20 protein-coding genes, 1 pseudogene and 1 riboswitch are annotated in these 24157 nt (G+C 29.4%); of the genes and pseudogenes, 4 read left to right on the top strand and 17 right to left on the bottom strand.

Features of this window, described 5'->3' with window-relative positions:
- Nucleotides 1-83 precede the first annotated feature (83 nt).
- The 5 genes from KVH43_RS05360 to KVH43_RS05340 all read right to left on the bottom strand — a co-directional run bounded on the left by KVH43_RS05360 (nucleotide 84) and on the right by KVH43_RS05340 (nucleotide 4842).
- On the bottom strand, nucleotides 84-413 hold the full coding sequence (locus KVH43_RS05360) for a hypothetical protein (protein ID WP_218283819.1): 330 nt from the start codon (nucleotides 411-413) through the stop codon (nucleotides 84-86).
- Nucleotides 414-499: 86 nt separating this feature from the next.
- Entirely contained in the window at nucleotides 500-1351 is an 852-nt protein-coding gene (locus tag KVH43_RS05355) for a M15 family metallopeptidase (RefSeq protein WP_218283818.1), read from the bottom strand.
- An 80-nt stretch (nucleotides 1352-1431) separates the two neighbouring features.
- Nucleotides 1432-1815: an aspartate 1-decarboxylase gene (gene panD, locus KVH43_RS05350; protein WP_218283817.1), complete on the bottom strand. Its 384-nt coding sequence runs from the start codon at nucleotides 1813-1815 to the stop codon at nucleotides 1432-1434.
- Nucleotides 1816-2216: 401 nt separating this feature from the next.
- Entirely contained in the window at nucleotides 2217-3521 is a 1305-nt protein-coding gene (locus KVH43_RS05345; protein WP_218283816.1) for a GGDEF domain-containing protein, read from the bottom strand.
- A gap of 68 nt (nucleotides 3522-3589) precedes the next feature.
- A riboswitch (cyclic di-GMP riboswitch) is annotated at nucleotides 3590-3672 on the bottom strand.
- Between the two features lie 210 nt (nucleotides 3673-3882).
- On the bottom strand, nucleotides 3883-4842 hold the full coding sequence (locus KVH43_RS05340; RefSeq protein WP_218283815.1) for a 3'-5' exoribonuclease YhaM family protein: 960 nt from the start codon (nucleotides 4840-4842) through the stop codon (nucleotides 3883-3885).
- A 255-nt stretch (nucleotides 4843-5097) separates the two neighbouring features.
- On the opposite strand from KVH43_RS05340, the gene KVH43_RS05335 reads away from it, so the two are divergent.
- Both KVH43_RS05335 and KVH43_RS05330 read left to right on the top strand, forming a co-directional pair.
- Nucleotides 5098-5451, top strand: a complete 354-nt coding sequence (locus tag KVH43_RS05335; protein ID WP_338028362.1) for a sulfite exporter TauE/SafE family protein — start codon at nucleotides 5098-5100, stop codon at nucleotides 5449-5451.
- Complete coding sequence (locus KVH43_RS05330; protein ID WP_218283814.1) at nucleotides 5448-5792, top strand: sulfite exporter TauE/SafE family protein; 345 nt, start codon at nucleotides 5448-5450, stop codon at nucleotides 5790-5792. The genes KVH43_RS05335 and KVH43_RS05330 overlap by 4 nt, the downstream gene beginning before the upstream one ends.
- 215 nt (nucleotides 5793-6007) lie before the next feature.
- Here the strand turns inward: KVH43_RS05330 and KVH43_RS05325 are convergent, their stop codons facing one another.
- The 5 genes from KVH43_RS05325 to murI all read right to left on the bottom strand — a co-directional run bounded on the left by KVH43_RS05325 (nucleotide 6008) and on the right by murI (nucleotide 10640).
- Nucleotides 6008-7519, bottom strand: coding sequence for a 2-isopropylmalate synthase (locus tag KVH43_RS05325; protein WP_218283813.1), 1512 nt, complete (start codon nucleotides 7517-7519; stop codon nucleotides 6008-6010).
- Nucleotides 7520-7684: 165 nt separating this feature from the next.
- Nucleotides 7685-8479, bottom strand: a complete 795-nt coding sequence (locus tag KVH43_RS05320) for a Cof-type HAD-IIB family hydrolase (RefSeq protein WP_218283812.1) — start codon at nucleotides 8477-8479, stop codon at nucleotides 7685-7687.
- 131 nt (nucleotides 8480-8610) lie between these two features.
- Nucleotides 8611-9156 carry an ECF transporter S component gene (locus KVH43_RS05315; protein ID WP_218283811.1) on the bottom strand — a complete coding sequence of 182 codons (546 nt, stop codon included), beginning with the start codon at nucleotides 9154-9156 and terminating at the stop codon, nucleotides 8611-8613.
- Nucleotides 9157-9322: 166 nt separating this feature from the next.
- A complete protein-coding gene (locus KVH43_RS05310) occupies nucleotides 9323-9757 on the bottom strand; it encodes a DUF1893 domain-containing protein (RefSeq protein WP_218283810.1) in 435 nt (144 codons plus the stop codon).
- Nucleotides 9758-9869: 112 nt separating this feature from the next.
- Nucleotides 9870-10640, bottom strand: coding sequence for a glutamate racemase (gene murI / locus KVH43_RS05305; RefSeq protein ID WP_218283809.1), 771 nt, complete (start codon nucleotides 10638-10640; stop codon nucleotides 9870-9872).
- A gap of 240 nt (nucleotides 10641-10880) precedes the next feature.
- On the opposite strand from murI, the gene KVH43_RS05300 reads away from it, so the two are divergent.
- The gene (locus tag KVH43_RS05300; RefSeq protein WP_218283808.1) at nucleotides 10881-12845 is read left to right on the top strand and encodes a Cache 3/Cache 2 fusion domain-containing protein; all 1965 of its coding nucleotides are present in this window, start codon (nucleotides 10881-10883) and stop codon (nucleotides 12843-12845) included.
- A gap of 25 nt (nucleotides 12846-12870) precedes the next feature.
- Here the strand turns inward: KVH43_RS05300 and adhE are convergent, their stop codons facing one another.
- Together adhE and KVH43_RS13220 are read right to left on the bottom strand one after the other, a co-directional pair.
- The gene (gene adhE, locus KVH43_RS05295) at nucleotides 12871-15474 is read right to left on the bottom strand and encodes a bifunctional acetaldehyde-CoA/alcohol dehydrogenase (RefSeq protein WP_218283807.1); all 2604 of its coding nucleotides are present in this window, start codon (nucleotides 15472-15474) and stop codon (nucleotides 12871-12873) included.
- 466 nt (nucleotides 15475-15940) lie between these two features.
- Nucleotides 15941-16165 (bottom strand): annotated as a pseudogene (locus tag KVH43_RS13220) (hypothetical protein); the annotation flags it as partial.
- A 129-nt stretch (nucleotides 16166-16294) separates the two neighbouring features.
- On the opposite strand from KVH43_RS13220, the gene KVH43_RS05290 reads away from it, so the two are divergent.
- Nucleotides 16295-16906 carry a hypothetical protein gene (locus tag KVH43_RS05290; protein WP_218283806.1) on the top strand — a complete coding sequence of 204 codons (612 nt, stop codon included), beginning with the start codon at nucleotides 16295-16297 and terminating at the stop codon, nucleotides 16904-16906.
- A gap of 313 nt (nucleotides 16907-17219) precedes the next feature.
- Here KVH43_RS05290 and KVH43_RS05285 read toward each other — a convergent pair whose 3' ends face one another.
- The 5 genes from KVH43_RS05285 to KVH43_RS05265 all read right to left on the bottom strand — a co-directional run bounded on the left by KVH43_RS05285 (nucleotide 17220) and on the right by KVH43_RS05265 (nucleotide 24023).
- Nucleotides 17220-18776, bottom strand: a complete 1557-nt coding sequence (locus KVH43_RS05285; protein WP_218283805.1) for a putative polysaccharide biosynthesis protein — start codon at nucleotides 18774-18776, stop codon at nucleotides 17220-17222.
- Nucleotides 18777-19069: 293 nt separating this feature from the next.
- Nucleotides 19070-21124, bottom strand: coding sequence for a sensor histidine kinase (locus KVH43_RS05280; RefSeq protein WP_255547821.1), 2055 nt, complete (start codon nucleotides 21122-21124; stop codon nucleotides 19070-19072).
- On the bottom strand, nucleotides 21102-21794 hold the full coding sequence (locus tag KVH43_RS05275) for a response regulator transcription factor (RefSeq protein ID WP_218283804.1): 693 nt from the start codon (nucleotides 21792-21794) through the stop codon (nucleotides 21102-21104). The genes KVH43_RS05280 and KVH43_RS05275 overlap by 23 nt, the downstream gene beginning before the upstream one ends.
- A gap of 175 nt (nucleotides 21795-21969) precedes the next feature.
- Nucleotides 21970-23283 (bottom strand): 6-phospho-beta-glucosidase, encoded by a 1314-nt coding sequence (locus KVH43_RS05270; RefSeq protein ID WP_218283803.1) that lies wholly within the window; start codon nucleotides 23281-23283, stop codon nucleotides 21970-21972.
- Nucleotides 23284-23303: 20 nt separating this feature from the next.
- A complete protein-coding gene (locus tag KVH43_RS05265) occupies nucleotides 23304-24023 on the bottom strand; it encodes a GntR family transcriptional regulator (protein WP_218283802.1) in 720 nt (239 codons plus the stop codon).
- Between the last annotated feature and the right edge of the window lie 134 nt (nucleotides 24024-24157).

Here is a 24157-nt window from a genome sequence, read left to right as displayed (position 1 = left end):
TTGATGGTTTATCTTCAACTAAGTGGAACTAAAAGCCTAAGAGAACTAATTGATAATACATATCTAAGTGTCTATCTTTTGCATTATTTAAAAATCATACAAAAAAGTATTTCTGCAGCATATTCAAACCCTACTATTGAAATTATTAATCCAAAAATTTCACAATATATTATATGTATATTTTCTTCTTTTTTATCGTTTCTTTTATGTTTAAAAGATTTCATTACAATGTCAGGATTAACAAAAAATAAAAATCCACCCATTCCGATACTTGACCATCTTAATATTGTACAAGCTCGCTCTTGGATTGAATGAAATTCAAAATTCATACTTAAGTGTCCAAATAACATTGTAACGAAAAACAATAAAACAAAAATAATTCTAATTAATAAAATTTTATACTTTTCATTCATGGTAAATCTCCTGTTAACCATTAGTTTAGGTCAATTATACCACATATTAACAAATTATAGATATTGATTTTATAACTAAAAAACCCTTAAAAAGGTATGGTTAAAAATAACAACTGTACCTTTTGTATATTCCTCATCAATTCTTCTTGCTTCTTCATCAATTGTTTTTGGTTATTTTCAACAAATAACAAGCTTTTATCTTTTTTTAATTCTTTAAAAAACTCTTCTAAAGTAATATTCCTTTTAAAAATATATTCTGCTACTTCTCTGCCTACATACCTTATATGCCAGGGTTCATAACTATACCCTGTAATAGCTTCTTTCCCTTTAGGATATCTTACAATAAAACCGTATTTATAACTGTTTTCTTTAATCCACTGACCTTCTTTTGTATTTTCAAAGGCTTCAACTAATTGAAATCTTACGCTTTTACTTGTAATATCCATAGCTAAACCTGTTTGGTGTTCGCTTTGCCCTGGATAAGCACTAATTTTAGCAGCTGCTTTTTTTCCTATGGTCCTAACCTTATAGTTAAAAATAGCCTTTTGCCTTCTGTAAGACCTATATCCAGATAATCCATAAAGCTCTATTCCTTCCTTTTTCGCAGCTTTAAATAATTCCTCTAAAGCTAAAGCTGCTTCCCTTCTCATTTTCTTTTTAGGGTGCTTCCCTTTAAATGGAAAAGGCACCTTTGAAAATACCAAATCCTTTGGTACATAATTTGATGGTAAATTTCTATTTTTATTTACCAAAACAAGTAGATCATCAACATTTTTGATCATTTTTATATTATTTTTTAAATAAGTCGTTCCCTCTAAGGAATATTTAGCAAAAGCTTCTTGTTCTTCTAGTTCTTGTGCAATAGTTAAACCACTCATCATGATAAATACTACAGCAACAAGCACTAGAATATTAAATGCTTTATTTATTGCTATCATTAACATGCCTCCCGCTAGTCAAAATGCATGAATATTATAAAAAACCTAGTTTCCTTTTAAAAGAAAACCAGGTTTTAAGATTATTTTATATCTCCATGAATTTCAGTATCTGTTTTCTCAATGATTTTATTATCCTCATCAACAAAAACTACCCTCGGCTTAAAGCTTCTTGCCTCCTGCTCATCTATCCAGCAATAAGCAATAATAATAACTGTATCCCCTGGCTGTACAAGTCTCGCCGCCGCACCATTTAAGCAAATCACTCCACTGTTAGGTTCTCCTTCTATTACATAGGTTTCTAGCCTTGCACCATTACAATTGTTAACAATCTGAACTCTCTCTCCCGGCAAAATCCCTGCTGCATCCATTAAAGTCTTATCAATAGTAATACTTCCTACATAATTCAAATTTGCTTCTGTTACTGTAGCTCTGTGTATTTTTCCTTTAAACATATTGAGCATCATTTGTTATTCCTCCTCGTCTGTTCAAAATACCATTCCTAAGACTGAGGCTTACTATCAGTCCCTGTCCAAAGGATCAGTGCAAAATTTTTTGATGCATAGTATTTTTTCTAAAACATTAAGGTTTGACTCTTTTGATATCAACCAAATTCATTTTAACATACTATATTTATAAATACAAATTGCTTTTTATAGGTAAACAACATCAACATAAAAAAAAGAAATATATAAAGATAAGTGAATGACTTCGATAACTTTTGTAAAAAAACTTACTGAAATTTCATAAAAAATACGTTAAGAACCTTCATTGTTTGAACGAAGTGAGTTTTGAAGGTTTAGTATTTTTTCATGGAATGAAGTTTTGTTTTTTCAAAAGTTATCTGGAATGAACTATCTTTTATATTTCATTTTGAAGTTGGATCCCTATAACTATTGTTCTGACAGGATAAAGCTTTATAATCTAGTAAATTATTGAAAACTTTAAAGTTATTACGTCCACAAATCTTTGCTTGATACATAGCAATATCTGCATTCTCCATTAAGGTTTCCATATCTACACCATGCTGAGGAAATATTGCAATACCCATACTGCATGTAACATACATTTCTTCTCCTTTTATAGTAAAAGCTTGTGTAAATACATTAACCATTCTATTGGCTATTGCAATAATCTCATCAGTTAATTCAATATCTTCTAATATAATCATGAATTCATCTCCACCAAGCCTAACTACTATATCATTTTTTCTAACACTTCTTTGCAGTCTAATCGCAACCTTCTTTAAAAGTTCATCTCCAGCAGCATGACCTAACGTATCATTTGCAACTTTAAATTTATCTAAATCTATAAACAAGACACCAAGCATACTTTTTTTCTTTAGAGCTTTATGAATAGCCAATTTCAGTCTCTCTTCTCCATATCTTCTATTTGGAAGCTCTGTAAGAAGATCATGGTAAGCTAAATACTTCATTTTTTCTTCATATTTCTTATGAGCACTTACATCAATTATACGAACTAATATATATGCATTTTCTAATACGTGAAATCGTTTTATATGTAAATCAATCCAAATATTGTTAAGCTTCTCATTCATTATTGCCAACTCTTTATTTCTATTTTTAAAATATTGTTTGAAATGATTGTACGGTATTTTCTTTTGAATATTACTAAGGATCAATTCATCAATCCCTCTTCCAATTAATCTATCTTCTTTATGAAACAACTGTATTGCCTTAAGATTGCATTCTATTACCTTTAATGTATCCTCCTCTAAAATTAAAATTGCATCCATCATCTCATTGAATGCAGTCTTCTCAAATATACGTTTCTTCATATCCTTATTAATTCTGTAATATGATATTAAATATGTAAATATTAGTATGCATATTAAATATGATAAATATGTCAATTTATCAATGCATGTACTAGATGTAACAAAAATACCTATACAATTAATCAGTAAGGTTACAACTACATATACTTTTAAAAGCAAAATTTTATAAAGAAATGTAGTCCCTACTCCTATAACAACAATATAAAACAATGATGTAGTTTCTGGGAAATTTTTCATCGCATTTCCTATAAAAAAACAAATGCTTATTAAATAAAAAACTGCGAAAAATAAAGTATTAAAGCAAGCTCTTTCTATTTTTGTCTTTACTAATTTTGATATCAATATAAGCACCCCTTTTGATTTCAATAAACCCATAAAAATAGCCCCTATAAACCATAGGCGCCTTGTACTTTATCATGATAAAATTACACATCAATCTATGCTTCGGCAACCTGGCAATCATAGAAAAATCCTTAGACCCATGGCTTTGCGTCCTTACCTTTCGATAAGTTTGCTATTTACAACATAAATCATTCAATTATATCGTTATTTTGTCCTATTTATTTTTATAAAGCTAGGACTTTTGTACTATTATTTGTTTTTCTATATTTTTTGAATTTTTCCTTCTTTTTTGAAAATTTATTTTGAAAATGTTTTCCTGTTTAATCTATATGTTTTTTTACTATGGCTTATGACTCCGTTACACAAAAAAATAAACCAAACAATAAAGTTTGATTTATTCATCACAAAGCAACGTTTTATATAATCTTCGATTATCTAAAGACCATATTGGATCTGTAAATTCTCCCGGTTGAATATTTTTTAAATGGTCTTCCATATCATACATCCTTGCATCAATCATATCAATATAATGTAGGAGTTCTCCTTCTGGAATCATAGGCTTTTTAGGACTTCCAAATTCCGGCTCATAATGATGGCTAAGTACCATATGCTTAAGGAGCATAATAATTTCTTCATCAGCTCCTAATTCTTGTCCAACTCTGCTTATTTTATTCATTCCCATACTAATATGCCCAAGAAGTTGTCCTTCTTTGCTATATTCTGCAATTCCTAATTCATCTGAATCTAGTTCTTCTAGCTTTTCTATATCATGAAGAAGAATTCCTGCAAAAAGGAGGTCTTTATTCACATTTTTATAAACTTCAATGAGTTTTTCTCCAGTTCTCAACATTCTAAGTATGTGGTACATAAGTCCTGAACGGATAGCATGATGCAATGATTTAGCTGCTGGATAATACATTAGCTTTTCTTTTGATTCTAATATAACTTTTTCTACAATTCCCTTTATATCCTTATTTTTTATCTTTTGCACATATTCATAAATCTCATGAAACATTTCTTCTGCCTTTATAGGTGCAGCTTGCACATAATCTTCAATATTTTGCTTATCATCATCATTTGCTAATCTAATCCGATTGATTTTTAATTGTAGCTTTCCCTTCCATTCCGTTACATTTCCTCGTACTTTTATCAAGCTTCCTATAGGAAATTCTTTATTCTGCCCTTCTTGACAATCCCACAATTTACCATTTACCTCTCCTGTCTTATCTGATAATGTAAAATCTAAAAAATTTTTATTATTAGCAGATAATTTCATTTCTACTTTTCTCACAATAAAGAAGCCTTGTATTTCATCTCCATTTTTAAATTCCTGGATGCTTTTTTCTTCAATCATTTTTTCTCCCTCCTACAATACACTTTCTATATCATTTTATAATTTTTTATACACTTTTCCAATGTTTGTGAAGATTTTTTTATAAAAGTTATCAAAGTCATTCACTTACCTTTATTTATTTTTTTAATGTTGATGCTATTTATATATATTTTTGTTTAAATATATTTGAAATTACATATATAAGAAGAATAGTGGGGATTATAGAAACAGGGATAGATGGTTTATTTACAAGGTTTATAATATAGGAGGAAGACTTTGAAAAAAACAAAAATAATGTTCATTGGAATAGCTACAGGTTTTATAAATGGCTTATTGGGTTCAGGTGGAGGAACAATCATTGTTCCTACATTAGAGAGAATTTTGAAGGTAGAAACACATAAAGCACATGCCACTGCAATAGCAGCTATATTTCCAATATCACTAATCAGTGCTATGATTTATATTAAAAATCAAAATATAGAATGGAATACTACAGCTTATATTACAGTAGGTGGAATAGTAGGTGGATTTATAGGAGCAAAATTATTAAATAAATTTCCTTCTAAATGGCTTCATCGAATATTTGGAACGGTTATGATTATAACAGGTATAAGGATGATTTTTGGATGAAACTAATTATTATCGGTTTTTTATCAGGAGTTATTGGTGGAATAGGTGTCGGTGGAGGGATATTACTGATTCCAGCTTTAACAATTTTATTTGATATCAAACAACAAATAGCACAAGGGATTAATTTAATTTATTTTATTCCTACTGCAATTACTGCTGTGATTATTCACATAGCAAATCATAATATTCAAAAGGATGTTTTGCTTTATTTAATTATAACTGGAATATTAGGTGCATGTATTGGTTCTATGATTGCAGTAAATATAGATGGTTTTATTCTAAAAAAAATTTTTGGAGTTTTTATTTTAGCTATGGGTATTACTGAATTTTTTAAAAAATAAAAAGAATATATAAGAAAAAGCTAAGAAAATTTTCTTAGCTCTAATTTTTATTTTAGATTCCCTTTCCAAAGACCATTTGACACTCCACACGCAATAAGACTTTTCAATCGTTTTATATACTCTAAATCATTTTTTAAATAATGATATAGACTAAGAAATTGCATTTTTTGATGCATTTCAAATAAATGATTCTTTAATCCTTTTACTAATAGCATTTATTCTTTGGAATATAGTATTTTATTTACCGAACTAAGGTATGCCTTAATACTTGCTTCAACAATATCTGTACTAAGACCTCTTCCTGTATAAATTTTCTCATCATGCTTTAATTTTACAACAGCTTCTCCTTGTGCATCCTTTCCTTCTGTTACAGAATGGAGTTTGTAATCTTCTAATGTCATATCGATACCTACAATCTTTTCAATCGCTTTAAAAGCTGCATCTACAGGTCCATCTCCGATAGATACTTCTTCTATTTCTCGGTCACTATTTATAAGTATTACAGATGCAGTAGCTGTGATCGTATTTCCGCTATTGATCACAAATCTCTTTAGCTTATACACCTCTGGATAAATAATAGTATTCCTTGTAATAATGGCTTCAATATCTTCATCATAAATCATCTTCTTTTTATCTGCTAATTCTTTAAACTGCTGAAAAGCTTTCATTATTTCTTCTTTTGATAAAGCATACCCTAAAGCCTTTAATCTATCCTCAAAAGCATGACGTCCTGAATGCTTCCCAAGAACCATTTTATTTTGAGAAAGACCAATAGACTCAGGTGTCATAATTTCATAAGTAGTTCTTTCTTCTAGTACCCCATGCTGATGAATCCCTGATTCATGAGCAAATGCATTATTTCCTACAATAGCTTTATTTGGCTGAACCTGTACCCCTGTTATTGTACTTAACAATTTACTTGAACGCATAATCTGTTTTGTATCTACATTGCAGTATATATCCAAAAGATCCTTTCTTGTATGCATAGCCATTACGATTTCTTCCAATGCTGCATTTCCAGCCCTTTCTCCTATTCCATTGATAGTACATTCAACCTGAGTAGCACCTGCCTTTACAGCAGCTAATGTGTTAGCTACAGCCATTCCTAAATCATTATGACAATGTACAGATATATCTACTTTGTCTAAGTAATCTGATTTTTCTCTTATAGTTGTTATAAAATTATAAAATTCATCTGGTGTTGTATAGCCTACTGTATCAGGAATATTAATGACTGTAACCCCTGCCTTTATAACACAGTCAAATAATCTTGCCAAAAACTCTGGATTACTTCTTGTTGCATCTTCGGCTGAAAATTCAATATCTTCACAATATTTTTTAGCATATCTCACCATATGTACAGCATTTTCAAGAACTTCTTCAGGTCTCATTTTTAGCTTATATTTCATATGAATATCTGAAGTAGCAATAAATGTGTGTATTCTAGGCTTTTTTGCATATTTGACAGCTTCCCATGCAGTATCTATATCCTTTGGCAATGCTCTTGCTAAGCTTGCAACAGTACAATTCTTTATACTCTTTGCTATCTCTCTTACAGAAGTAAAATCTCCAGATGAAGCAATAGCAAATCCCGCTTCAATCACATCTACTTTTAAAAGTTCCAACTGCCTTGCCATTTGAATTTTTTCTTGAAGGTTCATACTACATCCTGGTGATTGTTCTCCATCTCTTAAGGTTGTATCAAAAATCTTTATTTGCCTTGCCATACAAATCCCTCCTCGCTCTATTCCAATTGTTTAAATGGTATTCATAAAAACAAAAACTCGCCCATGATAGCATTATTCAAGGACGAGGTATAAGATTGTTTTTGATGTATTGAGTCGTATTTTACCAAACATTTATATCGTTGTCAATAATTTTTCATTATTTTCTTACAAGAATAATTTTTCTAAATAATTCGCCACAGCATCTTCATCATTTGTCCCAATAATTTCATGATCTGGTAATACTTCTTTCAACTTATCATGTGCATTTCCCATCACAAGACCTTTTCCTGCTGCTGTAAGCATTTCTAAATCATTCAAACCATCTCCAAATGCAACTACTTCTTCTAGCTGAATATCATATTTCTTTAAAACATTTTTGAGTGCATGCCCCTTTGAAACACCTTGCGGCATAATTTCCAAGCATTGAGGAAGAGAAAAGGCAATATTTAATTGTCCCTCATAATTTTTTTCTATTTTTTCTTTCACCTTTATCAATTTTTCATGTTGCTCACATATGAAAAATATTTTTGCTGCATTATAATTCTTTAAGCTTTTAAAATCTACCAGCTTATAAAAAAAGCCTGATTCATTGTTAAATTGCTTTATCCAATTCATTTCCCTTTCTGCAAACCATTGGTCTCCCTGATATATATTTTTATAAATGTCTTCATCTATATCCATTCTTAAAAGCTCTTTTACTATTTCTTCCTCTAAATCATATGCAAAAATTTCTTCTTCTCCATGATGAACTCTTGATCCATTAGATGAAATCAACGTTGTATCTAATTCTAATTGCTTTTTAATATGTGCTGCATCCATATGGTGCCTTCCTGTTGCAATAAAAAATTTTATTCCCTTTTCAACAACCTTTTGTATAACGCCTTTTGTATAATTGCTTATTCTATGATTGCTGTTTAATAATGTTCCATCTAAGTCTGAAATAACCGCTTTATATCTCATAACAAAAACATCTCCTATTTATAATAAATTGTATTATCTTACTGCATTATACCATATAATCCTCTAATATCAATTTTTAGAAAATACAAACACTTCTGATAAACATTATCAGAAGTGTTCACAAATAATCTTTACTTATAAAGCGATCCAGCTGACCATTCCTTTTTTATAATTCCTTTTAATCCAAATAAAATGGTAGGTATGATTATTAACTGAAGAACTATTCCAGGAAGACCTGTAATAATTCCACCTTTGATAAAAATAAGTGGATTCATTTTCAGCCCAAAAAACTGAGCTAAAAAGAATACAACAACACCTGCTACGATTCTTCCAAAAATCATAGCTGTTATAAGAGAAGGAATAACAGACAATTCTATCCTTCTAACAGCTAAAGAAGCTATCAACCCATATGTTCCTAATTCAAAAGCCATAATAATTGCCATAGGAAACATGATCGGCATACCTGTAAGTGCTCCACTTATTACTGGTGTAATAACCCCTAAAATAAAAGCTAAATAAGGTGATAGTAAAAATCCTCCTATTAAAACAGGAATATGCATAGGTAAAAATACTTTCCCCATAATTCCTACACTGTGAAAAATCATTGGCAGTAAAATCCCTATAGCAAGTAATAACCCACTTAACATCAACTCTTTTGTTTTTAAATTTTTATTCATTTTTACTCCTCCTAACAAAAATAACCATGAAAGCATCCTTTATGGAAATCCCTTCATGGTTTTATTTTCATAATATTTTATTTTCTTTTAAAATTCATTTATTGATTTACAACCTATTGAGAATTCTTTCTCATAGCAATGATTTCATATCACTGCTTATATATGATCATATATTTTCTTTTTTTCTATCTTCTAAAAAGCTTTTTATTCTATCTATCAAAATTATCGGATTATCTATGTCCTGTGACAGCTGTTCTACTGGACAAATACCTGTCTGATCTCGATTTTTTATGTATAAAGACTTTTCTTCATAACGAAATAAAATATCACTGTTTTTCAATACACTCACAGCACTATCTGAAATAACCTTTGTATACAGTGCTTTAATCTTTGCATACTTACATAGTATAGCAGCAGCTCTTCCGATTATTCGGTCAGCAACACTTGCTCCTTCAAGTTTTTCCTTTATACTGTATACAGCTGTATACATAGGCTTAATCCCTTTATCTTTACTTGAAAAAATTACTTTTCCCTCTTTTACAATAACTAAAGTATATGCTTCCTTCTCTAACACATCCTTAGCAAAATCTAGCTCTTTCATTGAGTCAACTCCTAAACATTACCTTCGTTTATAGGATATCAAATTTTGCGTATCATGACAATACGAAACAACTTTCAGACAATTCATTCGTTATCCCAAATAAAAATTATATTTATTCATTAATATTGAGAAGCTTATAAGAAAGTTCAATCAACCTTTGATCATTAGATGAATTGATAATCTCAATACTCCCATTTTCATTACTATTTTTTAACCATCCTCTTTCAGCAAGAATATCTTGAAGGTGCTGTGCTGTCCCAAGTCCTCCATCAATCAATGTAATATTCTCTCCTAATACTTTTTTAAATGTATTGTTTAAAAAAGGATAATGAGTACATCCTAATACAATAGAATCTACTTCATTTATATTTATATTTTTAAAAAGCTCTCCTACAGCATCTTCTGCTTCTTTGCCGCCTATGCTTCCCTGCTCTACAAGTGTTACAAGCTTAGGAGCAGGCATTTTAATGATTTCTGCTTGATCTGTATATTTATTCATGAGTCTGTAAAATTTTTCTTCTCTTAATGTAACCTCTGTAGCAAGAACAACAATCTTTCCACCATTGCATCTTTCAACAGCAGGCTTTAATGCTGGTTCTATTCCTATTATAGGAATACTATATCTCTCCCTAAATTCATTTACCGCGGCACTCGTAGCTGTATTACATGCAATAACAATTGCTTTGACTCCCCGCTCTATAAAATAATCACCTATTTGAAAGCAAAGCTCTTTTAATCTTTCTTTCGTTTTTTTTCCATAAGGAATATTTTTTGAATCTCCATAATATATAAAATCCTCATGAGGCATTAGTTTTTTCATTTCTTTTAATACACTAATACCTCCAAGCCCTGAATCAAACACACCAATAGGTAAAGATTTCACTTTTTTACCCTCCTAAAAACTTATGATAGAATATTATATCATAATTGCAGATTTCTATACATATAAGGTACACTCTTATAATTGTATTTCATGTAATTCTCGATTATTCCTAACTAAATTTATATAAAAGATAGCAAAAGCAGTTTAAATAGAAAAGGATTTTGTAGTAATATGTAGAATTTTAGAAAAAGCGAGCATCCCAGCTCTACTATTAAATAATAGAAAGCCGAGGTTAAGTCTATGAGTATCAAATCCAAACTAATAATTAGCTATGTATTGTTAATTGTATTTTCAGTAGGTATATTAGGTTTTTTAATAGGTAATAAATCTCACAGTGCAGTTTTTCGTGAAGTAACTGAAAAAAGCAAAGGGACTGTAGAATTAATTCACAACATGGTCAGCGTTCGAAACGATCTCCTCTCAGAAAAAGTGTGGACCGATTTGCATTATATAGAAGAACTACTAAACAATTTAGGGGAAATAAGAATCGAGAATAAAGAACAAATTCAACTCGGAAACTATAAATTGCCAGCCTTATACGCTGGCAATACCAATCTAACATTAGACACTACTCTAAGCAACAGCATAAAAGAATCAATTGGAGCTATCTATTCTGTATTTTTACTGCATAATAATGAATTAATACGTGTTTCTACAAATTTAAAGATTAATGGTAAAAGAGCTATAGGAACAAGCATAGCTAGTAATTATCATGATCAATGTAATTCTATTCAATATAATATATATAAAAAAATAATAAATAACGAAACCTATTACGGCAGTCATTTAGTTGGAGATGATTGGTTAATAACAGGCTACAAGCCTCTTCTTGATAAAAATAAAAAGGTTATAGGAGCTATAGCTTTAGGCTATAAAGGAATTAATTCTTATTTAGAAAAAACCTTGAATAATATAAAAATTGGAAAAACAGGCTATGTCTATATAATGAATTCAAAAGGAGATGTTCTTGTTCATCCAAAAATCAAAGGAGAAAATTTATCCTCCTTTGATTTTTCTCAAAAAATATTCAAAACAAAAAATGGCATTATAGAATATGAATTTCAAGGAGTTTATAAAATGGCTGCTTATAAATATTTTAAACCTTGGGACTTATACATAATTGCAACAGCTAACTATGATGATTTGAAATCTTCTTCCATAGCTATTCTTAAGACGACATTATTCATAGGCATATTAGTATCCTTAATATGCGTTATAGTATCTTTATTTGTTGCAAATACATTAGTAAAGCCTATCAATAAATTGAAAGATTATATGGAAACCGTCAGCAAAGGTGATTTAACTGTTTATTCTGATATAAAAAGCAAAGATGAAATTGGTATATTGTCAGACAGCTTCAATCATATGCTCAACGAAAACAAAAGATTGCTACAAAAAATCATTAGTCATGATCATATAAAAACAGAATTTTTCTCAAATATCTCTCATGAACTAAAAACCCCTATAAACATGATTTTATCAACAACACAATTATTTTCTTTTTATGCAAAAAATGAAAATGCAGTTATTACAGGTAAAAAGTTGACCCATCATATAAATATCATTCATCAAAATTGCTATCGGCTTTTAAGATTAGTCAATAACTTGATTGACATTACAAAAATAGATTCTGGTTACATGAAGCTAAATTTAAAAAATAAAAATCTTATAGAGGTTGTTGAAAATATCACATTATCTACTGTTGAATATGTAGAAAGCAAAGGAAGAAGCCTTATATTTGATACAGATATAGAAGAAAAATTTATGGCTTTTGATGAAGAAAAAATCGAAAGAATTATGCTCAACCTTATTTCTAATGCAGTAAAATTTACACATAAAGGAGATACTATACAAGTAAATATTTATGATAAGAAAGATAAAATTCAAATTTGTGTAAAGGATACGGGGATTGGTATTCCAAAGGATAAAATAGGAAAAATATTTGAAAGGTTTAAGCAGGTAGACCCTCTACTAAGCAGAAGTCATGAAGGAAGCGGCATAGGACTGTCTCTTGTAAAATCCTTAGTAGAAATGCATGATGGAAATATTTCTGCAAAAAGCATATACGGTAAAGGAACAGAATTTATAGTTACATTGCCAGTAAAATTTGTCCCTGAAGAAAAAAATACTACTCAAAAAGATGATTTTTCAAAAAGAACCAATGTAGAAAAAATAAAAATTGAGTTTTCTGATATTTATTCATAAAAAATAATCTCCAGACAACTGGAGATTATTTTTTGTCTTCTTTTTTTGATCCTTCAAAAACATTTATATACATTTGCTTTATCTCACTAATCAATGGATATCTTGGATTAGCTCCTGTACATTGATCATCAAAAGCTTGCTCACTCATTTCATCTAAAGTAGCATAGAATTTGTGTTTAGAAACTCCTGCTTCACTAATTGTCTTTGGTAAATTCACCTTAGATTTTAATTCATCAATAGCCTTGATCAATAATGCTACCTTTTCTTCATCTGTATTTCCACCTAAATTTAGATAATCAGCTATTCTAGCATATCTCCATTTTGCATTTGGATATTTATATTGTGGAAATGCAGCTTGCTTTCTTGGATTATCTACTGCATTAAATCTAATCACTTCACTTATCAATAATCCATTAGCTACACCATGTGCAATATGATGCATAGCTCCTAATTTATGAGCCATTGAATGACATACTCCTAAGAAAGCATTCGCAAAAGCCATCCCTGCCATAGCTGAAGCGTGAGCCATCTTTTCTCTAGCTTTTATATTTTTTGAACCTTCTTCATAAGCTTGTGGCAGATATTTAAATATTAATCTGATAGCTTCTAAAGCTAATCCATTCGTATATTCTGAAGCAAGTACTGAAACATAAGCTTCTAAAGCATGTGTCAAAGCATCAATTCCTGAAGCTGCTGTAAGTCCTTTTGGCATGTTCATCATCAATTCTGCATCTACTATAGCCATATCTGGCGTTAACTCATAATCAGCTAGTGGATACTTCACACCTGTTTTTTCATCTGTTATAACTGCAAAAGGAGTAACCTCTGATCCTGTACCTGCTGAAGTAGGTATAGCTACCATCATAGCTTTTTCACCCATTTTAGGGAATCTATATACTCTTTTTCTTATATCCATAAATCTCATCGCTAAATCTTCAAATCTCACTTTTGGATGTTCATACATTACCCACATAATCTTAGCAGCATCCATAGGAGAGCCTCCACCTAACGCAATGATTGTATCTGGCTTAAAGCTTTTCATTTCCTCTGCACCTTTTTTAGCAGTAGCTAATGTTGGATCTGGCTGCACATCAGAAAATACTTTATAATCAATTTTTATTTCATCTAATGCCCTTGTAATTTCATCAACAAATCCTAAATCGTAAAGCACCTTATCAGTTACAATAAATGCCTTCTTTTTGCCCATATCCTTCAATTCTTTTAACGCAACCCCAAGACATCCATATTTAAAATAAATTTTCTCAGGAACTCTAAACCAAAGCATATTTTCTCTCCTCTCAGCCACGTTTTTAATGTTTAGAAGATGCTTTACCCCAACATTTTCTGATACAGAATTTCCTCCCCATGAACCACAGCCAAGAGTTAGTGAAGGAGCTAACTTAAAATTATAAATATCTCCTATAGCACCTTGAGAAGAAGGCATATTTATAATCGTTCTTCCTGTTTTCATAGCTGCACCAAATCTTTCTATTCTGTCCTGCGATTGAACTTGATCTGTATATAATACAGAAGTATGACCAAAACCACCTAATTCTACAAGTCTTGCTGCTTTTTCAAGAGCTTCATCAAAGCTTTTCACCTTATACATTGCAAGAACAGGAGATAGTTTTTCATGAGAAAATGGTTCTTCAAGCTCTACAGATTCAACCTCTCCTATTAAAACCTTTGTAGCTTCTGGCACTTTGATTCCTGCCATCTTAGCTATCTGATAAGCTGGTTGGCCAACAATCTTTGCATTAAGCGAACCATTTATCAATATAACCTTTCTTACTTTATCAATTTCATCTTCTTTTAATAAATAAGCACCTCTTTCTATAAACTCCTTCTTCACCTTCTCATATACTTCTTCCATTACTAAAACAGATTGTTCTGAAGCACAGATCACACCATTATCAAAGCTTTTTGAAAGAAGAATTGAGTTTACTGCCATTTTTATATGAGCAGTTTCATCTATAATCGCAGGTGTATTTCCTGCACCTACCCCTATAGCTGGTTTTCCTGATGAATATGCAGCTTTAACCATTCCTGGTCCACCAGTAGCTAAAATCATATCTGCTTCTTTCATTACACATTGTGAAAGCTCTACAGAAGGCTCATCAATCCATCCTATAATTCCCTTTGGTGCTCCAGCATTTACTGCTGCTTCTAGAACAATTTTTGCAGCGGCAATAGTTGATTTTTTAGCTCTTGGATGTGGTGAAAATATAATTCCATTTCTAGTTTTTAAAGCAATAAGCGCTTTAAATATAGCTGTAGAGGTTGGATTGGTAGTAGGTACAATAGCTGCCACAACACCAATTGGCTCTGCAACCTTTGTAATCCCAAAAGCGTGGTCGCGCTCAATAACACCACAAGTTTTTTCTTCTTTATATTTATTGTAAATATATTCTGAAGCAAAATGGTTCTTAATAACCTTATCTTCTACAATACCCATTCCAGTTTCTTCTACTGCCATTTTTGCAAGCTTTATTCTTGCATTATTTGCTGCCATAGCCGCTTGTCTGAATATTTCATCAACCTGCTCTTGAGAGTAATTAGCAAATTTCCTCTGAGCTTCCTTAATCTCTTTTAATTTTTTCATTAGTTCCTTTGTAGTTGTCACTAACATATAAAAACCCTCTTTCTATTAAAATATTTTTTATTTACCAATCCAATCTTATCGGATCGATTTGTTAATTTTTTAACATTATTTTTTAAAAAAAATATATTTTTTGCTTTTTAGAATCAAAAACTTTTGTTTCTAGTCTATTTTTCTAATATTTTTTATCTGAAAAATTATTTGATTTAAATTATATGTTAATATTATCACAAAGTTTTATATCGTTCAAGTATTATTTTTTCATTTTATTTCCATTCTGACCATTTGTTTTTGCGTTTTGTGCTTTATTTAATGCATTTCACTCGTTTTTTAGCTTAAAAAATTTATTTTACAAGGTTTTTGTTTGTTTATATTTTAACATTTTTTATTTGTTAATTTTAAAACAAAGTTTGATATGATTTCACCTTTATTATTCACCAATTGATACTTACATATACTATATTTCAAATTAATTGCGGCGAAAATCACACCGAAAAAAATCCAATGTATTTAATATCTCAGGAACCATACGCCGATAATGTCTACCATATAAAGATCTCATAACTGTATATACTTTTTTACGATATGCAGAACCAGTATTTTTAAATTCTTTAATCAAAGCACTTAAAGTTTTTTCACTAACAATGGGAAATAGGACTTCTTTTATTATTCCATCAGGATTATTTAAAGCTACATCTGCCATCTGAAAGAGAATATTTGTTAATAAATGGAATACATTTATGTTATAATTAGATAATAATTACATGTTAAACTAATGCTTAGTATACTATTAATAGTATGCCAAACAATAAAACTTTGGATTATTCTATATTACACGAAAGGAGTCTCTATGAAAAATAATAGGTTATTAATTTGTATTTTACTTTGTTCTATTTTCTTAAATATTTTTTTTACAAATAATTTAATACAAAAAACAAAAGACACTAACAGATTTATAAAATATAATTTTACTGGTATTTTATATATTATAATTGATACACTTGAAGATTTAGATAATATATTACTTTCAAAAAATGAGTTAGAAATAAACAAGCTCAACAAAATAGAAAAAAAGATTGAGTATTTGAAAGACAAAATATTTAGAACAAATATTGCACTTTCTAAATATGATCTTTTAAATCCTAAATTTGGAACGTCAAATATTACAATATATGAAGTTGGTAGATATTTAAAAAATCTAGAATATTTACTCAAAGAAAAAAATATATCTTTATTTAGTGAACAGTCAAAAACTATAAGAAAAATAACTAATTTAGCTAAAGAAAATGACGTTATTTATTTTTTAGATTATTATGATGACAATAATTTGTTACCTAGAAATATTGTATTTCCAAAAGTCACAGAAACTTTTTTTAGAGATCTAAATAAGATATGTAAAGAAGCAAATGATCAAATTGAAACTGAAATCAACAAGAAGTTGTCTCAGAATATAAAAAAATAGTTCTTTTCAAAGCATTTTGGCAAATCTTTCTCTGTAAACTTTTTTCGCCCAATTTGTTTCCCTTTCGATTTTGCGACAGCCATTCCAACCCTTTGAGAGATTTTTTCTCGTTCCATCTGAGCCATATAAGAGTACACCGTAAGCATTATATCTTGTACCATTAAATCCATCGTCATTTGAGAAGCTATTTAAGTAGGGCATATCTAAGATTATTACCTTAACTCCTGTATCTTTCAACTTTGATAATTCTTTCTATATTTCAACAGCATTTCTTCCAAAACGGTCAAGCTCCTTAATAATTAAAAAATCATTTCTATTTCCTATTAAAAATCATTAAAACATCCTTTATCTTTATACCTCCAACACAAAGAAGTATCGTACCATATACAATAGCCCCTGCTAATATAGATATTAAAGTAGCTATATTATTACTATTAAGTACTCCACTCCAATAGTTAAATGTATAGAATACGGCAAGTGACATACCTATTACAGACACTATAGGTTTTATAAAAATATCATTGACTTTAAGTTTAATCTTAGTATATTTTTTAATATCTTTATAGTTCAATAATAAAGCGATAATGTACCCTGTTATTGTTCCTATAGCTGCACCTTTTATATTATATGCAGGTTGAATGGTTAAAAAATAACTTACTATAACCTTGACTACTGAACCTAAAAAAAGATTTTTTACTGGAATCATAACCTTTCCAAATCCTTGTAAAGCTCCTGTTAATATTTGATTTAATGTTATAAAAACTAAAGCTACTGCAAGCAACTGAAGTAGTTTTCCCCCTCCATTGATTGTTGGAAATATAAAGGCTAAAATAGGATCAGCTAAAATAAAAAGTCCCATTGTTGCTGGTAATCCAATGTAAAAACCCATTTTTATTCCTTCTTCTAATTTTTGTCGTATTTCATAATAATTTTCATGAACCTTAGCCTCAGAAATTACAGGTACAATGCTAGCTGCAATAGCAATACTTACAGTAAGAGGAAAATTTATAAGTGTATTTGCAGCTCCTAACTGACCATATAATACAGAAGCCTCTTTTACAGAAAATCCCGCAATTAAAAGTCTAGAATTAATCATTAATGAATCGATTAAAGACATCATTGAACTAGCTACAGCACCAATTGATATAGGTACAGATATTGATAAAATCTTAGTTATAATAAATATGGAAGATTCTTCTTTTTCTATCACTTTATATTTCTGAATATTTTTATTTAATTTAGAATGTATTTTGAGATATGAAATGATAAGAACTATTAAACCTAATATAGCTCCAGCTGTTGCTCCAAATGATGCACCACCAGCTGCATAAGGTATTCCTTTATTAACCAAAAAATAAGCTAACCCTAATCCAACTATTAATCTTCCAAAAGATTCAAAAATCTGTGAAATAGCTGTTGGCATCATCAACTGCATTCCTTGAAAATACCCCCTAAATACTGACATGGAGGCTACAAATATAGGTGCAAATACTAATCCCATTAGTGGATAATATGCTCCTGGAGGCCAAAATTTATTTACTATAATTTTACTTCCTACAAATAGAACAGCTGAAGTAGATATCCCTACAAAACTCATCAAAATCAATGCTACTTTAAAAACTTTATGGACAGCTCTATATTGCTTTAGCGCAATTCTTTCTGAAACAAGCTTGGATATTGCTACTGGTAAACCTGTAATTGATATTGCAAGCATAGCACTATAAAGATTGTAAGGATAATTGTATAAACCTAACCCTTCAGCACCAATTAATCTAGTTATAGGTACTTTAAAAAAAAAGCCAATAAATTTTGAAATAATACCAGCTGCAGCTAAAATAAATGCACCATTTAAAAAAGATTTATTTTTCATGTATACCTCCATTTTCTTTGTTTTAAATTTCCACTTTTTATATTATATAACAAAACCCAATATAGAACTACTTATGGAATCTTTTTGAATAGATATTATAATTCTAAACAAACTGACTACTTCCATTCATATGATTTAGTTATCAATTTTAAAATAGATAACACCTCCATAATTTTTATAGAAGTATTAGCTCTTATAAATTTTGGTATTCCTATGTGTCTATAGTTTGACGCTTACGAATAAACATATAAAGATAACACACTCTGTGTTACCTTTATTATCTTCTGATTTATTTATATATTTTCCGATTTTTGAAATGTAACAATCAATTTAAACAAATCTCCATCTATAGTGATTGATAAATTTCCATTTTGAAGCTCCATAAGACTTTTTGCAATTGCAAGTCCTAGTCCTGATCCTTCCGTATTTCTAGATTTATCTCCCCTTGTAAAACGCTCTGTTATCTCATCTGCATCAAAATTCATTTCATAAGCTGAAATATTTTTGAATATAAAGCTTATTTCTTTTTCATCTTCTAAAGCATCTATATATACTCTTGAATGAGGCATCGCATATTTTAAGATATTACTCATAATATTTTCAAAAACTCTATAGGTTCTTCTGCCATCCAGTTCACAAATAACTTTATTTTCTGGTAGCTTCATTTTCATTTGAAGTGTACTTTGATTAATTTTTTCTTCCATCTCTCCTAATGTTTGCCTAAATAAAGCGACTACATCTAACTTTTCTAAATTAAGGTCAATATTCCCACTACTCGCCTTGCTTGCCTCAAATAAATCTTCTATAAGTGCCTTTAACCGCTTTGATTTTCTATCAAGGATATTTATATACTCCTTTTGTGTTTCATCTTTAATCTCTTCTTTTTTCAATAAATCAATATAAGTAATAATAGATGTAAGTGGAGTTTTAAGGTCATGAGAAACATTTGAAATAAGCTCTGTTTTCATCTGCTGGCTTTTTATTTCTTTATCAATTGCTACTTTAAATCCATCTTTAATATTGTTTAAATTCTCACATATAGGACTAAATATGCCCATATTTTCTTCAAAGGCGATATTAAAATCTCCTTCACTAAGCTTCTTGCTCGCATCATTTAAAGCCTTTACCTTAAGTATAAGCTTTAACAAATATTTAAATAAAAACAGAGTATAAATACCTCCTAAAACAATTCCGAATGGTCCAAACAGTGCAATAATCCATAGTGCTATTAAATTGATCCCTAATATTATAATAAGTTTTTTATGAATATCCTTCGTTACATCTATCTTTATTATTTCTTGAAATGTCTTTTTTATTTTCCTAAAAATGTAAATACATATTTTGCCTAAAATACTGTTTTCAATAAAACCTTTTTTAAATCCTGTATGATAAATATATTTTATATATACAATACTTAAATAAATAAGTAAGTATAATACAAAGGTTATAGGAATTAATATAAGGTAAAAATATACATTAGTGCTATAGATGATATCTATAAATTTAGACCATCCTTCTAGGCTATTATCAAAATAGTATATCCCTCCTATACAAACACAGCAAATAAATCCAAGCCAAAATAGTCCCTTAAATTCTAAAAACATTTTATTAAAAAACCTACAAATAGGTATTTCCCTTTGTATATCATAAGGTATAGAAAAAGCTATAATACTTAAAATAATGATGCTTAATGCTCCTATTGCTAAAATTAATATACAATATGACATTATAGAAAAATCTTTTATATTATATATAAATATATCGTTATAGTTGTCTAAATTTTTCGGAACAATATATAAAATATCTAAATTAGCATATTCCATTTTCTTTACATGTCTTAAATTTAATCCATCTATAAATGCAGATTTATTAAATTTTTCTCCTAATGAACTTTCTATTTTAGGATTTCCATTTTCATCTATTTTCACATGCATATAAAACTGACTTTTATTTATTTGCTCTTGCACTTCATTTTCTGTAACATCTGACATGTTGCTTATACTAATTGCTTTATCCTTATTGCTTATATAATACTTAATGCTTTTTAATTCTTCATATCTATAGTTATACCAGTCCTTGCCTTCTAGTTTTGATTTTTTTAAATATCTCGTTAGATTAGCCAATGTATAAATAAAATTATTGCTCTGTATATAAGCTTTTGTATTCCCTTCTGTATTAAATACAATTTCCTTTACAGGTGCATAACTCCCTACTGAAACTACTGCAAATATTAAAATCATCAATACAGTCACAAAAGCTGATGTCCTAAATTTATTTTGCTGTTTTTTTGCTTTTTCTTTAATAAATCTCTCTTCATCCTTTATATCATTGTTCAAATTTGTATCCAATTCCCCACACCACCTTCAAATATTTTGGTTCCTTCGGATTGATTTCAATTTTTTCTCGAATCCTTCTTATATGAACTGTCACTGTATCTGGGTTATAAGCTGGTTCTTTCCACACTTTTTCGTATATCTCTTCTATAGAAAATACCCTATTGGGATGATTCATAAGTAAATAAAGAATCTTATACTCAAGGGGAGTAACCTTTACCCCTTCCCCATCTACTAATATCTCTTTAGTTTCATCATTTAACTCAATCCCTCCTATTTTGATCACATTATCTTTATCTTCTTTAGCATTTGAATAGCTTGTATATCTTCTAATATTAGAATTGACTCTTGCTAATAATTCCATTGGATTAAAAGGCTTTGTAATGTAATCATCAGCCCCTATATTAAGTCCCCATATTTTATCCATATCCTCTGACTTTGCAGAAAGCATAATAATAGGTACTGTACTTTTTTCTCTTATTTTAATAGTTGCACTGGTACCATCTAACTTGGGCATCATAATATCTATAAGCACCAAGTGAATTTCTTCTTTTTCAAAGATTTCTAAAGCTTCTTCTCCATTATATGCTTTAAAAACATTATAATTTTGGTTTTTTAAATAAACCTCTATAGCATCTGTTATTTCTTTTTCATCATCAACAACCAATATATTATACATATGCATATTTCACTCCTATACCTTTTGAGATATCTCATATAGCTATATTAGCATATATTTTCTAAAATTTTACTACTATAATTCTTACAGATTTCTTAAGAAAAAAAAACAATCCTAACACTATATATTTCTAAATCAAAATCCCCAACAAATTGTTGAGGATTCTCCATTATAATCTATTCTATTTTTTGAATTGAGGTAAATAATCAATATTTTCTTTAATTATATCATCTAATATATATTTAGCACTACTACTTTCTACTAATGGATGGATGATTAAAGCTTGAAGAGCAGTACCATAATCTCCATACACACCAGCTTCTACTGCTAACGCTTCATATTCATTAATTACCTGTAAAAGTCCTTTAATTTTAGATGGTAAAGGTTTAACATTAAATGGATGTGCACCTTCTTTATCCACATAGCAAGTTCTTTCAATAACCGAATCATTAGGAATACAATTTATAGTACCGTTATTTTGAATATTCACATAATGAATAGTTCCTTTATCATTATAAATAGCACTAATCAATTCACAAGCAGCATCAGAATAATACTGTCCTCCACGATCTTCTAATTGTTTAGGCTTTTCCTTTAAGTTTGGATCCTTGTATAATTCAAATAACTCTTTTTCTACTTTCTTAACAATTTCTCCACGAGTGCCTTCCTTTTTAGCTGTCTCAATCTCTTCTTTTAACATAACATCAGTTAAATAATAATATCTATGATACGGGCATGGTAGCATACCTAAAGATTCTAACAACTCTTTTCCCCAGTCAATATCAGGAATATTCTTAGCCGTATACCCTTTTCCAGCAATTAAATGTTTTATAACCTCATCAATTTTACTTTCTCCTTTATATATCACATCTCTACCCCAAACCAAATGATTTAGCCCTACTAAATCCATTCTTATATCATCTTTATTTACATTTAATACATCTGCACTTAACATATGCATAAGTATAGGAACATTACATAACCCAATACATTTTACTTTGGTATGCTTGTGAACAGCTTCAGTAATAATTCCACTTGGATTTGTGAAATTTATTAACCATGCATTAGGAGAAAGCTCTTCAATATCTTTACAAATATCCAATATAACTGGAATAGTTCTTAAAGCCTTAGCTAATCCACCAGCCCCTGTAGTTTCTTGACCAATACAATTATATTTCAAAGGAATTTTTTCATCTCTAATCCTTGCATCTAATAATCCTACTCTAAATTGAGTTGTTACAAAGTCAGCATCCTTGATTGCTTCTCTTCTGTCCAAAGTAAGGTAGATATTCATATCCACTCCAGCTTTTTCAATCATTCTTTTAGCAAGATTTCCTACAATCTCTAATTTTTCCTTACCTTCTTCAATATCAACTAAATATAAATCCTTTACAGGTAATTCATCATGTCTCTTAATAAAACCCTCAATAATTTCAGGAGTATAACTACTTCCTCCTCCAATTACAGCTATTTTTAATCCTCTTTTATTTATCATGATCATCACTCTCCTTATATTTAATTATTTATTGTCATAATCATAGTGTAAATATCTCCTCTATAGTAATTAAGCGTATATTCTATAGGAGTATTTTTTGAATAGGTTATTCTTTTACGCTTTAAAATAGGTTCATCAACATTTATTTGTAGAAACTTACTAAGTTCATCATTCGATAAAATAGCTTGAATCTCTTGCTCTGCTTTTGAAGGTTTATATCCTTCAGCAGTTAAGAGTTTATATATAGATTCAACAGATAAATCAACTTCAAGTAATTTAGGACATAAAGAATAGGGAACATATGCTTTTTCTAAGTTAATAATTTCATTATCTGCTAAACGTAATCTTTGTATGAAAATAACTTTTTCACTTTCTGAAATTTGAAGCTTCTCACATAAATGTTTGTCTGGTAATATTATATTTTGAGATAATACTTTACTTGAAGGCTTCATACCTTTCTTTTTCATGATTTCAGTAAATCCCATAAGTCCTGGAAAAAATTCTACTTTGTTTTTAGAAACAAAGGTTCCTTGACCTCTTTTTCTATATAAAATTCCTTCTTCAACTAAATTATTGATCGCTTTGCTTATAGTCATTCTACTTAAATTGAATTCTTCGCTTAACTTTCTCTCTGATGGAATCTTTACATCCACCTTATATATACCTTCTTCAATTCTTTTTCTTATTATGTTTTCTAATTGATAATACAGAGGAATTGGACTATTATCATCTAATTTCATATTCAGTTTAACTCCTTCCATATTTTACTTTAATTTCAATAATTTGTTTTGTTAAAACCAATATTGGATAAGTGGTCTATACCACCTTGATTATAAAATATCATATATTATTATTTATTTCAAGTCAAACGTGT

The organism is Crassaminicella indica, from assembly GCF_019203185.1.
In the GTDB taxonomy this organism is placed as follows: Bacteria; Bacillota; Clostridia; order Peptostreptococcales; family Thermotaleaceae; genus Crassaminicella; species Crassaminicella indica.
Note: the sequence above shows the minus strand (reverse complement) of the source record. Positions and strands in the feature narration are given on the sequence as shown.